Source organism: Staphylococcus sp. NRL 16/872 (genome assembly GCF_022815905.2).
Lineage (GTDB): Bacteria > Bacillota > Bacilli > Staphylococcales > Staphylococcaceae > Staphylococcus.
This window is the reverse complement of the sequence record NZ_CP119327.1, coordinates 1,029,679-1,042,832: the sequence shown is the minus strand read 5'-3', so window position 1 is coordinate 1,042,832 and position 13,154 is coordinate 1,029,679. Positions and strand designations below refer to the sequence as shown.

14 protein-coding genes and 8 tRNA genes are annotated in these 13,154 nt (G+C 33.0%); 5 read left to right on the top strand and 17 right to left on the bottom strand.

Annotated elements, in window-relative coordinates; translation table 11 throughout:
• Nucleotides 1-17: 17 nt before the first annotated feature.
• Genes MT340_RS05205 through MT340_RS05195 form a run of 3 tightly spaced genes read right to left on the bottom strand, consistent with a single transcriptional unit; the run spans nt 18 to nt 1,736 of the window.
• Entirely contained in the window at nt 18-557 is a 540-nt protein-coding gene (locus MT340_RS05205; RefSeq protein ID WP_243589042.1) for an ORF6C domain-containing protein, read from the bottom strand.
• Complete coding sequence (locus MT340_RS05200) at nt 550-1,479, bottom strand: DUF3102 domain-containing protein (RefSeq protein ID WP_243589041.1); 930 nt, start codon at nt 1,477-1,479, stop codon at nt 550-552. Before MT340_RS05200 ends, MT340_RS05205 begins: the two co-directional genes overlap by 8 nt.
• 17 nt (nt 1,480-1,496) lie before the next feature.
• Nucleotides 1,497-1,736: a helix-turn-helix domain-containing protein gene (locus MT340_RS05195; protein ID WP_002484756.1), complete on the bottom strand. Its 240-nt coding sequence runs from the start codon at nt 1,734-1,736 to the stop codon at nt 1,497-1,499.
• A gap of 193 nt (nt 1,737-1,929) precedes the next feature.
• Between MT340_RS05195 and MT340_RS05190 the strand changes: the two genes are divergently transcribed.
• The 4 genes from MT340_RS05190 (at nt 1,930) to MT340_RS05175 (ending at nt 4,783) form a co-directional block, all read left to right on the top strand.
• Entirely contained in the window at nt 1,930-2,259 is a 330-nt protein-coding gene (locus MT340_RS05190; protein WP_243589040.1) for a helix-turn-helix domain-containing protein, read from the top strand.
• Between the two features lie 11 nt (nt 2,260-2,270).
• On the top strand, nt 2,271-2,732 hold the full coding sequence (locus MT340_RS05185; RefSeq protein ID WP_243589039.1) for an ImmA/IrrE family metallo-endopeptidase: 462 nt from the start codon (nt 2,271-2,273) through the stop codon (nt 2,730-2,732).
• A gap of 20 nt (nt 2,733-2,752) precedes the next feature.
• Complete coding sequence (locus MT340_RS05180; protein ID WP_243589038.1) at nt 2,753-3,670, top strand: DUF5067 domain-containing protein; 918 nt, start codon at nt 2,753-2,755, stop codon at nt 3,668-3,670.
• 63 nt (nt 3,671-3,733) lie between these two features.
• The gene (locus tag MT340_RS05175) at nt 3,734-4,783 is read left to right on the top strand and encodes a tyrosine-type recombinase/integrase (RefSeq protein WP_243589037.1); all 1,050 of its coding nucleotides are present in this window, start codon (nt 3,734-3,736) and stop codon (nt 4,781-4,783) included.
• A 52-nt stretch (nt 4,784-4,835) separates the two neighbouring features.
• Here MT340_RS05175 and MT340_RS05170 read toward each other — a convergent pair.
• The 12 genes from MT340_RS05170 to hemE all read right to left on the bottom strand — a co-directional run bounded on the left by MT340_RS05170 (nt 4,836) and on the right by hemE (nt 10,233).
• Nucleotides 4,836-4,925, bottom strand: a tRNA-Ser gene (locus MT340_RS05170).
• A gap of 56 nt (nt 4,926-4,981) precedes the next feature.
• Nucleotides 4,982-5,053: transfer RNA gene (locus MT340_RS05165), tRNA-Glu, on the bottom strand.
• 1 nt (nt 5,054) lies between these two features.
• Nucleotides 5,055-5,129 (bottom strand) — tRNA-Asn (locus MT340_RS05160).
• Between the two features lie 13 nt (nt 5,130-5,142).
• A tRNA-Gly gene (locus tag MT340_RS05155) sits at nt 5,143-5,216 on the bottom strand.
• Nucleotides 5,217-5,230: 14 nt separating this feature from the next.
• Nucleotides 5,231-5,306 (bottom strand) — tRNA-His (locus MT340_RS05150).
• Nucleotides 5,307-5,317: 11 nt separating this feature from the next.
• Nucleotides 5,318-5,390 (bottom strand) — tRNA-Phe (locus tag MT340_RS05145).
• Between the two features lie 15 nt (nt 5,391-5,405).
• Nucleotides 5,406-5,481, bottom strand: a tRNA-Asp gene (locus MT340_RS05140).
• A 14-nt stretch (nt 5,482-5,495) separates the two neighbouring features.
• Nucleotides 5,496-5,569: transfer RNA gene (locus tag MT340_RS05135), tRNA-Met, on the bottom strand.
• Nucleotides 5,570-6,139: 570 nt separating this feature from the next.
• On the bottom strand, nt 6,140-6,700 hold the full coding sequence (locus MT340_RS05130; protein ID WP_243603619.1) for an RBBP9/YdeN family alpha/beta hydrolase: 561 nt from the start codon (nt 6,698-6,700) through the stop codon (nt 6,140-6,142).
• Nucleotides 6,701-6,812: 112 nt separating this feature from the next.
• On the bottom strand, nt 6,813-8,207 hold the full coding sequence (hemY, locus tag MT340_RS05125; RefSeq protein WP_243589035.1) for a protoporphyrinogen oxidase: 1,395 nt from the start codon (nt 8,205-8,207) through the stop codon (nt 6,813-6,815).
• 18 nt (nt 8,208-8,225) lie between these two features.
• Entirely contained in the window at nt 8,226-9,149 is a 924-nt protein-coding gene (gene hemH, locus MT340_RS05120; protein WP_243603618.1) for a ferrochelatase, read from the bottom strand.
• A 46-nt stretch (nt 9,150-9,195) separates the two neighbouring features.
• The gene (hemE, locus tag MT340_RS05115) at nt 9,196-10,233 is read right to left on the bottom strand and encodes a uroporphyrinogen decarboxylase (RefSeq protein WP_243603617.1); all 1,038 of its coding nucleotides are present in this window, start codon (nt 10,231-10,233) and stop codon (nt 9,196-9,198) included.
• A 282-nt stretch (nt 10,234-10,515) separates the two neighbouring features.
• Here hemE and MT340_RS05110 point away from each other — a divergent pair, with 282 nt between their 5' ends.
• Nucleotides 10,516-11,016 (top strand): antibiotic biosynthesis monooxygenase, encoded by a 501-nt coding sequence (locus MT340_RS05110; RefSeq protein ID WP_243589033.1) that lies wholly within the window; start codon nt 10,516-10,518, stop codon nt 11,014-11,016.
• Nucleotides 11,017-11,084: 68 nt separating this feature from the next.
• On the opposite strand, the gene ecsB is transcribed toward MT340_RS05110, so the two are convergent.
• Both ecsB and ecsA read right to left on the bottom strand, forming a co-directional pair.
• Nucleotides 11,085-12,308: an ABC transporter permease EcsB gene (ecsB, locus tag MT340_RS05105; RefSeq protein WP_243589032.1), complete on the bottom strand. Its 1,224-nt coding sequence runs from the start codon at nt 12,306-12,308 to the stop codon at nt 11,085-11,087.
• Nucleotides 12,305-13,042 (bottom strand): ABC transporter ATP-binding protein EcsA, encoded by a 738-nt coding sequence (gene ecsA, locus MT340_RS05100; protein WP_243589031.1) that lies wholly within the window; start codon nt 13,040-13,042, stop codon nt 12,305-12,307. Before ecsA ends, ecsB begins: the two co-directional genes overlap by 4 nt.
• Between the last annotated feature and the right edge of the window lie 112 nt (nt 13,043-13,154).

Below are 13,154 nucleotides of genomic sequence, written 5' to 3'. Positions count from 1 at the left end.
GTTTGTTCGATTGTGGGTTAAGCGAGTCTTTTTAAAATTTCAAAATCTCCATGTCTTTCAGCAACATCAATTTGATGGTCTGTAAGTCTTAAATAATTTTTAGGTAAATCACTTAAAGTCAAAGTTTCTGTAAACGCAATAGCAACTTCACATTCCACACGTTTTACTTGATTGTATTTATTAACTTCAAATTTCTTTCTAATAGCTGTGTAAACACCTTTCACAAGATGACCAAACTTTTTAGAATACAACTCTTGAGACACTTCTTCTCCAAAATATTGTTTAGTGAGTTGGTGACCTTTTCTCGTACAAACTGCGTATAATCTATCTGCTTGTGGCCCAGTTAAAGGTACTGTGTTTTTGAAATCTTCAAATTCTTTTTTTATTTCTTTGTATAAAGATAAAAGTTCATCTTTTGTATGAGCAATATCTGCTTTTGTTTCTCTAATTTCATTTTTTGTTTCTACAATTTCGTCGTACATTTGTAAAATTGAATTCGCTTGTGTTACCATGTTTTCCATTTGGCTTCTTCTTAATTCCATTACTTGATTAGACATCTATAACATCTCCTTGTTTAAGTTGTTTTTTTAATCTGTTTGCCATGTCGCTTAAATCTTCAATAATTTTTTCAATAGGTTTTCTTGCATAATCGTTGTCGATAATATCTTTTGAAAAAGCCAGATAACAAAGTGGCGCTACTTCTCGAATGACTTTCTCACTACCTTTGACCAAATCATAAATTTCTTTTTGTGCTTTTAACCTTTGTTGCCCATCATTCAATTTCGCATTCATATCGTTAATAGCTTTATTTAATTCATCATATTTCTGCGATTTCTCACTTATTTCATCTCTACGTTGCTCCATTTCTTTAATGTCTTTTTCTAATTTTTCGTTACGTTGTTCAATCAATTTTTGTTGGTGTCTTGATTGATTGAGTGCATCTTTCGTTTGTTGGTAATCTTCTGGTTCAATATATTTCTCGATTACCTCTGGCTCTCTGTTTTCTGCGTTTTCTAGTTGTTTCTTGGCAATTTCTTCTGAACGTTGCGCTTGTTTGACTTGTGATTGGAGTTGGGCGTTTTGTTCGTCACGTTGCTTGAGTTGTTTCTTCAATTCACGTAATTCTCGAACTGTCATCTCATCAGGTGTTTTTGTTTCTCCACTTGATGTTGTGTGCTCTTTGGTGCGTTCTGGTTCGGGAAGAGTTGCGATTTCGTATAATGCTTGCATTCCTAAATTCGAGGACATCCTCGTTTTCAATTCTGGAGTATCGTAAATCTTAATCATCTGTTGTGCTACACGTTGGTTTAAATTTACTTTTTCTAACCACTTACCAAACTCTCCATGTGCTAAGTCATTCTCTTTAACGTGTTTCAATCTTCGACCAATCTCAAAAATAGATTGACCAGCGATATTTTGATAACTCTTAATTTCAGTTTCAATCGTTGTTAGGTCGTTACTAAGTTGTAGTTCATTCAATTAATCCACCTCTTTTATTAATTTGTTTGTCGTTCTTTTTCGGGAACATCTTGAGTAAAAAAAATATCCAAATTGTTTGTTTCATAACCTAATATTTTGGCCATTTTAATAAACTCATTTGCTCCAATATCTACAATGCCATTTTCCCTTTTAGCGTATGGAGTTCTTGTTTTCCACCCCATTTTGTGCGCCATCTCATCTTGCGTTATTCCACAAGCTATTCTTTCTGCTCTCAATCTTTTTAAGTTGAGTACCATGTTGTCACCTCCGTTCGTTCTCGTTTGAGAACTGTATATAACTTAACATGTGTCGTTCCCGTTAGTCAACACTTTTTACTTATAAAAATTCAAAAAAGTTTTTTCTACCTATATATTGTATTCATTTGGGAACGATGATATAATCTAATTGTTCACATGAAAGAACAATATATTTATTCAGGAGATACTTAAAATGAGAAATAATGATGAAATAATCACAATAATTAAATCAGCTATGAAAGAACAAGATATGTCACTTAGTGAATTGGCTCGTCGTGTTGGAGTTGCTAAATCTGCTGTATCACGTTATTTAAATTTAACTAGAGAATTTCCATTAAATCGTTCAGAAGATTTTGCAAAAGCACTTAGTATCAGTACAGAATATTTACTTGGTTTTGATAAAAGTGAACAACAACATGAACAACCACTACATCGTGCAGCTCATCTTGAGGGTGAATTAACTGATGACGAATGGCAACGAGTTTTAGATTATGCTGATTTTATAAGAAGTAAACGTAAATAAAGGGTGTTTTTATGGGGTTATATGAAAAAATGTTAATAGAGCATGACTATATAGAAGTCAGAGAAACAGATGTTATGCCTAATGACTTACACGGTTTATGGTTAGGCGATTTAATTCTAATTAAACGCAACCTATCCGAAACACGCAAAGCCGAAGTTCTCTACGAAGAACTCGCACATCACAAACTTACATATGGGAATATTTTAGATCAATCTAAAGACATAAATCGCAAATTTGAAAACTACGCTAGGCGTCACGGGTACGAGGCAGCACTCCCCTTACGCATTATCGTGGAGGCACATAACTATGGTGTAAGTAGCTTATATGAATTGGCTGATTATGTTCAATTAAGTGAAAAGTACATAGTAGAGATACTGGAACATTATAAAAATAAATATGGTATTGGAACTCACTACGGCAATTATTCTATTACCTTTGAGCCATTGAGAGTTTTTAAATATAGCAAAATATAAAATAAAGGGAGAAATGTAGAATGAAAAAGGTTTTATTTATTTTATTGGCTAGTTTATTTGTATTAGGTGCATGCAGCAATAATAGTTCAACGCAATCTAAATCTGTTGACGAGAATAAACCACAATTTACCAATGATACATTGGTTTTAGATCAAGCTGTGCTAAAAATTAAAGATACTTTTATCGTTAATGACAAAGAAAGTGGTAACAAAGAAATAGCGTTTAAATATGAGGTTAAAAACAAAACAGATGACGATGCGATAACTCCTGGTAACGTTTGGAGTGCAGGCGTTGAAGTTAAACAAGATGATGATAACACTGTTAGCACCTTAGATACCGGAATGACTATCGTTAAAGGAGGCAAATATAAAGACTGGACAGACCATAACGACGACACAATCAAAAAAGGCAAAACAGTCAAAGGTTTATCTACTTATCAATTAAAAAATAATAATGAAGTTATTCTGACGTTTACAAAAGGCGTTGGTGGCGAAAAGTTAGGCACCAAAAAGATAGATATAACTAAATTAAAAACTGTTGATTATTCTGCAACTGACGACCTTAATAATCAAGCGAGCAATTCTGACGAAAACACAAATGATAACACAAATAATGATAGCGCTATTAAATCTGATGATGCAGTTGCAAATAAAACAGAAAATAGTAATAGCGCAATGCCTAAAAAGACACAAGTTGCATCTAATCAAAAACAATCTAATCAGCAGAATACAACTCAACAAAATACTAGCATGACACAAGCAGATATCGATGAGTGGAATAAAACAAAGCCAACTACTCATGATGAAAGTCAAATGGAACAAGTGGCACAAGAACACTCAGGTGGCCACCCGTCTGCATTTGGCAAAAGCGATGTTCCAGTAGGTGTTGAAAAGCAAGATAATAACGGACAAACATATATTGATGCAACTGAACAATAAATAATTGGGTAGCACGTCTACCCTTATTATTTTTTGCAATTTTTAGAGAGGAATGGTAAAAAAATGGCATCTTTTACAGTAACAAAACGAAAAAACAAAAACTCGACAAGTTGGCAATATGACGTGAAACATCCTAGTTTTAAATCAGGTAAAAAGCGTAAATCTGGTTTCAAAACGAAAGCAGAGGCAACAAATGCAGCACAACAATTGATTAGAGATTTGGAAGATGGTAACGCCTTAGAAAATAATAAAACATTTTCTTCGTATTATGAAGAATGGCTAATAATGAAAAAGAAAAGTGAATTATCGTCACGTCAATATTATTGGTATAAGCGATCATTAGATTTATTTGAAGAATTTTTCGGGGAAAATATGTTAGTAAAAAATATCAAACGCTCTGAATATCAAAAGTTTCTAAATAATTACGGTAAAGGTCGAACAGATGAAACGGTTAGGAAAGTGAATAACTGTTTAAAACAAGCACTTAAAGATGCAGTGTATGATGGCTATTTAAAAAAAGATGTAACTTATAATGTGATTGCAAAAGGAACTGTGGAAGCTAAGAATGAAAGATTTAAATTTATGTCTATCACCCATTATCTGGCTATGCTAGATTATTTCAAAAGTAGAAACGATCAAAGTTATATCTTTTTATACTTGATGGCTATTACTGGTGCGCGATACAGTGATTTAATTGGCATGACATATAACGATTTAAATAAATCAAATGGTATTGTTCATTTGCCTGGAACTAAAACGAAAAATTCAAAAAGAAACGTAGAAGTTAATCCTAAAGATATTTTGATGATTAACTCAAAACTATCTAAATTGCCGCGTAGAATTGATGGAAAGTTATTTAGCTTAAGTCATAACGCAGTGGCTAAATCTTTTAACCACACTAAAAAAATTATTGGTTTAGAAGATGATAATGTAACACCCTATTCTCTTAGACATACACATACATCTTATTTATTATCAAAAGGAATTTCTATTGAATATATAAGCAAGAGATTAGGGCATGCAACTATTTCGCAAACACTCGATACTTATACTCATTTACTTGAAGAACATAAAAAAGAGCAAGGTCAAAAGGTCAGAGAATTATTTTCATGACACATTTTTGACACTTGATAGGTCTAAATCCCTTGATATAAGGGTTTGTTAACGGGAAGTAAGGGATTCGAACCCTTGAAACGCTTGTGGCGTTTACACACTTTCCAGGCGTGCTCCTTCGGCCAGACTCGGACAACTTCCCAAAATATAAAATTAAATAAATAAAAAAACAGAAGCGATATTTCACTTCTGTTTGAATGACTCCTACGGGACTCGAACCCGTGTTACCGCCGTGAAAGGGCGGTGTCTTAACCGCTTGACCAAGGAGCCATGGCTCCACAGGTAGGATTCGAACCTACGACCGATCGGTTAACAGCCGATAGCTCTACCACTGAGCTACTGTGGAATAATGTTAATAATGGAGCGGGTGATGGGAATCGAACCCACAACATCAGCTTGGAAGGCTGAGGTTTTGCCATTAAACTACACCCGCTTAGTAAACGATTATGGGGCGGTTGAAGGGAATCGAACCCTCGAGTGTCGGAACCACAATCCGATGCGTTAACCACTTCGCCACAACCGCCAAAGTGTAAATGGTTCAGGACAGAGTCGAACTGCCGACACATGGAGCTTCAATCCATTGCTCTACCAACTGAGCTACTGAACCATGATAAGAAAGTAATGGCGGTCTCGACGGGAATCGAACCCGCGATCTCCTGCGTGACAGGCAGGCGTGTTAACCGCTACACTACGAGACCTACTAAATTATGTATTGCGGGAGGCGGATTTGAACCACCGACCTTCGGGTTATGAGCCCGACGAGCTACCGAACTGCTCCATCCCGCGCTAATATTATTTATTTCCTTAAAATCAAGTACTTTATTAGTATATCATTTAAGCCTTAGTAGTGTCAATACTTTTTTAAATTAATTTTTACATTTAATTAATTTAAGCTTTATATATTTATGCGATAATTATTTTTTAAGCACCGCTTTTTTGAATACTTTATTAGTATATATACTATAGCCTTTATAGTCAATAACAATTACAAAGTATTTTGTGTAAAAAAACGCTACACTTAGAAAATTTTAATTAAATATACGAATTGGATATTAAGCCCCCCTATTTAACGCAATAAATATATATTTATCTCTTGAAAACTATCTTTAGAAATTGTGTGATAAAACGAACTTGTGCTTTAGAATAACTAAATGCACAAGTTTCGGCAACGGGGGCTAGACATAAAAATTTTCAAAAAGTAAGTATACAATCAACATGATTTAGGAATAAACTCCCACCTTAACAAAATTTGAAAAGTTATTTCATTCATCGATCGATGCTGCTCAAATCCTTATCACTTTTGTCCCGACCTCTATAAAATAATAAATTTTACCTATCTATTTGATAGTCTTTAAACTATTTAGTCATATACATTTGCATTCTTTCTTGTAATTCAGTAAATGAAACGAAACCCTCTTCTTCTAGAAAATGGCCACCCTCTTCTACTATTCTTATATGACCACCTAATGTCTTAAGTAACTTCTCAGTTTCTTTATACGAAACATATTGATCAGTTTTAGATGCTAATCCATAGAAATGTTTAATTTTACTTTTAATTTTAGAATAATCAATATCTATTGGATCAATATTAATATTTTCATCTATATCTTTTGCATCTTCTTTAAAACCGGCTATACTAAAAAATCCGGCTAATGGTTTATTAATATCTAAATCTTCAATATACTTCAATGCTGCTATTGAACCAAATCCATGTGTTACAAAGTATGTATCAGAACTAGAGATTATAATCTGCTTGTTCATAGCTGTTACCCATTTATCAATATTATGATTATTGTCTTTATCTATATTAAATAATTGAACATCATAGCCTTCTAATTTTAAATTATGTTGTAGCCACTCATACCAATGATTATGAGAATCACCTAGACATGAATGAACAATAATTACATTCGTCATTGTTACCCCTCCAATTAAATAATAGTTAATTTACTTTATTTAAACATACCTTAAAATAAAACACTTTAAAAAGAAATATTAATTCTCTAAAAAGTGTTCAATTATTTTACATTTATAATTCATCTATAAGCTCTTCCACAGCATTTTTACCTTGTTGGATACAATCAGGTAGTCCTACTGCTTCAAAAGGTGCTCCAGTAATGCGTAGACCTTTATAAGTTTGTCTCACATGATTTTGAATTTCACGAATTTGTTTAATATGACCGATGTGATATTGTGGCATACTTTTCGGCAAACGATTAACAATAGTAAAATCTGGGTCGCCTTTAAATGTCATCATTTTATTTAAATCACGACGCGCAATCATCGCTATTTCTTCATCTGTATGATCATCTACTACGGTATCACCCGGTTTACCTACATATGCACGTATCAATACTTTACCTTCTGGCGTTGTAAATGGCCATTTTTTTGTCGTCCATGTACAAGCAGTAATATCTGTATTACTTGTTCGTGCAATTACAAATCCTGTGCCATCATACGTATTCTCGATATTCTTTTCATCAAATGCGAATACAACAGTCGCTACCGTAGTTGAATCCATTGAATTAAAGTAATTAAATGCGTGATCGTGATTAAACCATTTCATAAAAGTGTGATGAGGTGTGGTCACTAAAAGACCATCAAATTGTTCGCTTCCACTATTGGTAATCATTTCATAATTATCTTCATTAATCTTTATATCTTCGACTGGCGTATTGTAACGAATTGTTACGCCTTTAGAAGTGACATCTTGTTCTAATGCTTCAATAAAAGAGCTTAATCCATGTCTAAATTGCTTAAATTGGCCTTTAGGCGCACCTGGATATAATTGACGTTGTTTAATACGCTCTTCCTTTTCATGTTGCATCCCTTTAATTAAACTGCCAAATTCTTCTTCTTTTTCTTTAAAATTAGGGAACGTACTCATTAGACTTAAATGATCTATGTCCGTACCGTAAATTCCACCCATAAGTGGTTCGATTAAATTTTCAAGAATTTCATTACCTAAACGTCGTCTAAAGAATTCTCCTACTGAAATATCATCTTCCATTTGGATTGGAGATTTAAATAAATCTAAACCTGCTCTCAACTTTCCAATCGGAGAGATTAATCGTGTTTTAAGAAATGGTTTAATATCTGTTGGAATGCCCATAATTGAGCCACCAGGAATAGGATAAAGTTTATTCTTTGCAAAAATGTATGATTGACCTGTTTGGTTAGTGATTAAATCATTTTCCAAACCAATATCTTTAGCAATGTCTGTCATAATCGTTTTACGTCCTAAATAAGATTCTGGTCCTAGTTCAATTGTATAGCCATCTTTGCGATAAGTTTGGATTTTACCACCAGGTCGTTGAGTTGCTTCAAAAATAGTTACATCAATTTCTGGTTTATAATGTTTAAAATAATATGCGCTAGCTAACCCAGTTATTCCAGCACCTATAATTGCAACTTTTTTACTCACTTTAAGTCCCTTCCTTTATTAAAAAACTGTTTTTATTTCATCAACAATTGCACCAATAAATAATGGGTGCGTGTCCGGCATCGCTGGACGGTAATAATTTGCCCCTATTTCATCACACACCACTTTACATTCATAGTCGTTATCATATAAAACTTCTAAATGTTCACATACAAAACCAACTGGTGTATAGATGAAGTTTTTATAATGATGTTCGTTGTATAGTGTACGTGTTAAATCTTGAACATCAGGCCCTAACCACGGCGTACCTGTATTCCCTTCAGATTGCCAACCTTGTGCCACATGTAAAATATTAGATGAAGATGCTAAGCGTTTCATTGTATCTTGTAATTCATTAGGGTAAGGATCATTGTTTCTTTCAATAAGACCCTTAGGTAAACTATGCGCAGATACGACTAACACAGTTTCATCATGTTCTTCACTAGGAATTTGTTCTAATGTTTCATTTATTTTATTAGTCCAATATTCAATGAATTTAGGCTGTTGATAGTAATGTTCAACATGATAAAGTTTAATACCATATTTATCCGCTTCTTCTTTCGCACGTGTATTATAAGAACCAACTGAGAAGCTTGAATAATGAGGCGCTAAAACTACAGTTACCGCTTCTTCAATACCATCTTTGTTCATTTTTTCTACGGCTTCTTCAATATATGGAGAAATGTGCTTTAATCCTAAATACAATTTAAATTCAACATCTTCATATGTTTCGTTTAAAGCATCTCTTAATGCTTCCGCCTGACGGTCAGTCGTACCAGCTAATGGAGACAGTCCTCCTATAAATTCATAACGATTTTTCAAATCTTGAAGTTCTTCTTCAGTGGGTCTTTTACCGTGTCTAATATCTGTGTAATATGGTTCAATATCACTTTCTTTATATGGTGTACCATACGCCATAACTAATAAACCTACTGTCTTAGTCATTATATAAAACCTTCCCTTTAATAATAAATTTCTTTATTAACAGTTATTATTTCTGTGTGTAGTCATGTACAAATTGTGTCACACGTTTAAGTGTATCTGGTTGAACTTCCGGAAATACACCATGTCCCAAGTTAAAGATATGTTTACCTCTTTCTAATCCTTCATCAAGAATACTCTTAATTCTTTTTTCAAGAACTTCCCAAGGGGCAAGTAATAAAGATGGATCTAAATTACCTTGAAGTGTTTTGTTAACACCTAATTGATTCGCTTGTGAGATTGATGTACGCCAATCTAAACCTAATACATCAATTGGTAAATCATTCCATTCATTTATTAAGTGACTTGCTCCAACACCGAATAGAATAACCGGTACATCATAACGTGATTTAATACCACTAATCAATTGTTCCATAGAAGGTTTAATATAATAGCGATAATCTTGAACGTTAAGCGCGCCTACCCATGAATCAAAGATTTGAATTAATTCAGCGCCTGCTTCAACTTGAGCTGCCACGTAATCAATAGAAATTTCTACAAGATGATTCATTAACGCAAACCACGTTTCTTCATTCCCATACATCATGGCTTTCGTAAAATTATAATTTTTAGAAGGTCCACCTTCTATCATGTAGGAAGCCAATGTAAATGGTGCACCAGTAAAACCGATTAATGGTACATTTAATTTTTCTTGAGTAAGGATTTTAATTGTTTCCAATACATAAGGAACGTCACGTTTTGGATCTATCTGTGTAAGTTTTTCTACATCTTTTACTGATTTAATTGGATTATGAATCACTGGACCAATGCCCGATTTAATTTCAACGTCTACCCCTATAGGTTTAAGAGGCGTCATTATATCTTTATATAGCACTGCTGCATCAGTGTTATAGTTATCTACTGGCAAATGTGTAACATACGCACATAATTCCGGTTGATGTGTAATCTCAAATAATGAGTATTTTTCTTTCAGTTTGCGATATTCTGGTTGCGATCTTCCAGCTTGGCGCATAAACCATACAGGTGTATGGGATGTCTGTTCACCTTTAATTGTTTGTAAAATCGTATTATTTTTATTATGCACCATAATATCCTCCTAAATTAAAATCATTCTTATCTATAATATCATATCACGGTTATTTTATCGTTTATACTACATTAAATGTCATAAAAATGACATAGCACATTAGTATATATATTCAATGAATATAAAACTATTTTTAACAGTAATTATAAACTAATTTATATAATCAAAACTATCATTCATAAGGTCTATTCTGACTTCAAAATAATTAAATTATATAAATAATTGATATAGCAACAATCTCTGTTTAATCGTATAATATAAGCACTAAGGGAGGTATGAATCATGAAAATATATACAACTTATGGGACTTACGGTTACTTAAATCAAATTCGATTAAATAATCCAGAAAGAAATTTATTTTTGTTTTCTACGGATGACTCTTCTGTCATTATTGAAGAAGCAGAAGATAAATCGATATTAAAGCACCCAACTGTTTATGATACAGTCGTTGAAATTAATGAATTAAGTAATGAGCATTTTTATTCAGCATTATTCATTCCAACATCAGATGACCATTCATATCAATTAGAAAAAAAACTTGAAAATTTAGATTTAAAATTAGAGAATTTCGCTGGTTTTAAAAGTTACCGCTTCTTAAAACCTGAGGAAGGCACAACTTATAAAGTGTACTTTGGCTTTGCTAATCGTCAAACATATCAAGACTTTAAAGATTCTGAAACGTTTAAAGATTACTTTTCAAAAGAAGCGTTAAGACGCTACTTTGGTTCAAGTGCACAACATTCTAGTTACTTTGAAAGATATTTATATCCAATTAAAGATTAGTTTTAAATAAATAAAGGTTGTCTTAGTTAATTGAGATTTAGTTCTCACTAACTTAAGACAACCTTTTTTTAATCTTTTAATAGCGATTCCTGATATTGTAATTTTTTGATTGTACTTCGAATTGTAAGCCAGCCTACTATAAAGAAAACAATCGCAAAGATAAAGTATTGCGGATAAATAATGATAAATGTAATAGAGAAAATAACTCCAATAATTATCATCAAACGATATAAGAATTTCTCATATCCTTTAATTACTTCTGCATCTGATACCGGCCAAACTTGAGGCCATAGACCATATGCTTGTTGTGTATAGAATTGTGACATTTGCAACAAGATAATATACATAAATAAGCTACCAATAATTACCGTTACAATTGGGAATGATAACCAAATCATTAAGATAAGCGCAATCACAACTAATCTTAAGATGATTGTAAATGCATCTCTTCCCCTCACAAAACTACGCGTAAATAAATATAAATACATATTTTTTGAACTAAAACGTTGTCCTTTAGGCGTTGGTAACAAGAAGTCTAAATATTGTCTTCTTACTGCTGTTTCTTTTAAATGCTTAACGTCAGTAAACATATTAACGAATTTATAGTAATTTGTATGATGACGTTCTTCAATTAATACCATACGTTCCCACGGGAATAGGTAGCTGTGCTTCATTTTCGGAAGTAAGAAAATCGCTAATAGCAATATAATGGTAAAAATAATTCCCCAGTACATTTGATAGCCTAGTACAAGATAATATGCTAACCCGTTAAGAATAAATAAGATGATATTCAATGACCAACTTGATAAATGTGATTGGTACCATTTCCATCTAAGCAACAAGCCAAGAAACGGATGGATAAGTACTAAAACTATAAAAAGTATATAGCCTAAGTTTAACCCATGATTGAGTTTATAAAATAATGGAAACAGCACAATTAATAAAACGATTTGAATGATGATGCGGTTGAAATAGCTATATCGTAAACTCAAACTCATATACGCTTTCATGTGCTTTTCAAATGGTAAGAGAAACAAACGATCAGCATCTTTTAAAAATGTTCTTATTGGAAAAATAGATGTGATGGCTAAAATGAGACTCGCAAATAGAGCATAATCGATGTGCGATGGAATATGTTTTAACCATTGACCATAGCCTAGGATGAAAGCACCCAGTAAGATAAGTAAGAACACTGAAAAGTGCCCATTAAAAATAAATTTATTGTAATAGCTTTTTTCTTTGCGAATCGCTTTATGACGTTGTTGAAATAATGTTATTGCTGTTTTATTCATGTAGGTTGCCCACCTTGTGTGACATGAATATAAATGTCATCAAGTGTATGGTAATGTAAGCCTGTTTGCTCTCGTAGTTGATCTAAATCGCCAAAGCCTACAACTTTACCTTTATCTAGAATAATGAAGCGATCACAATAACGTTCTGCCGTTGCAAGAATATGTGTACTCATTAAGACTGTACGTCCTTCATTCTTCTTCTCAACCATTAAATCAAGCATAGATTGTATACCTAAAGGATCGAGCCCTAGGAAGGGTTCATCAATGATATATAATTCTGGATTAACAATAAAGGCACAAATAATCATTACTTTTTGTTTCATCCCTTTTGAAAAGTGACTCGGGAATACTTTAAGTTCATTTTCTAATCTAAATGTTTTAAGTAACGGACGAGCACGTTTCATTGCCTCTTCCTCACTGATTTGATATGCCATCGCTGTCATAGCGATATGTTCTTCTAATGTCAGTTCTTCATAAATCACTGGTGATTCTGGGATATATGATAATTTTCTGCGATAAACTTCAATATCATTTGTTATATTTGTATCGGAAATAGAGAGTGTACCTTCCATAGGCGTTAATAACCCTAACATGTGCTTGATTGTTGTACTTTTACCTGCACCGTTAAGCCCAATTAAGCCTACGATTTCTCCCTCTTTTAATTCAAAATTAATATCTTCAATGACAGGATGTTTGCCGTAACCTCCTGTTAGATGTTCAACTTTTACTGTCATAAGGCACCTCCATGACTTACATTGTACCAAAATCATTGTCCAACTACTAAAGTTAGCTATACCTTACTAACGAAATTTTAATATAGTAATGATATAATATTGAATAAATTAA

Excerpts from the sequence above, each read along its gene's own strand:
- MT340_RS05205 (WP_243589042.1), bottom strand. The coding sequence starts at position 557 with ATGTCTAATCAAGTAATGGAATTAAGAAGAAGCCAAATGGAAAACATG.
- MT340_RS05195 (WP_002484756.1), bottom strand. The coding sequence starts at position 1,736 with ATGGTACTCAACTTAAAAAGATTGAGAGCAGAAAGAATAGCTTGTGGA.
- MT340_RS05190 (WP_243589040.1), top strand. The coding sequence starts at position 1,930 with ATGAGAAATAATGATGAAATAATCACAATAATTAAATCAGCTATGAAA.
- MT340_RS05185 (WP_243589039.1), top strand. The coding sequence starts at position 2,271 with ATGGGGTTATATGAAAAAATGTTAATAGAGCATGACTATATAGAAGTC.
- MT340_RS05180 (WP_243589038.1), top strand. The coding sequence starts at position 2,753 with ATGAAAAAGGTTTTATTTATTTTATTGGCTAGTTTATTTGTATTAGGT.
- MT340_RS05175 (WP_243589037.1), top strand. The coding sequence starts at position 3,734 with ATGGCATCTTTTACAGTAACAAAACGAAAAAACAAAAACTCGACAAGT.
- MT340_RS05130 (WP_243603619.1), bottom strand. The coding sequence starts at position 6,700 with ATGACGAATGTAATTATTGTTCATTCATGTCTAGGTGATTCTCATAAT.
- hemH (WP_243603618.1), bottom strand. The coding sequence starts at position 9,149 with ATGACTAAGACAGTAGGTTTATTAGTTATGGCGTATGGTACACCATAT.
- hemE (WP_243603617.1), bottom strand. The coding sequence starts at position 10,233 with ATGGTGCATAATAAAAATAATACGATTTTACAAACAATTAAAGGTGAA.
- MT340_RS05110 (WP_243589033.1), top strand. The coding sequence starts at position 10,516 with ATGAAAATATATACAACTTATGGGACTTACGGTTACTTAAATCAAATT.
- ecsB (WP_243589032.1), bottom strand. The coding sequence starts at position 12,308 with ATGAATAAAACAGCAATAACATTATTTCAACAACGTCATAAAGCGATT.
- ecsA (WP_243589031.1), bottom strand. The coding sequence starts at position 13,042 with ATGACAGTAAAAGTTGAACATCTAACAGGAGGTTACGGCAAACATCCT.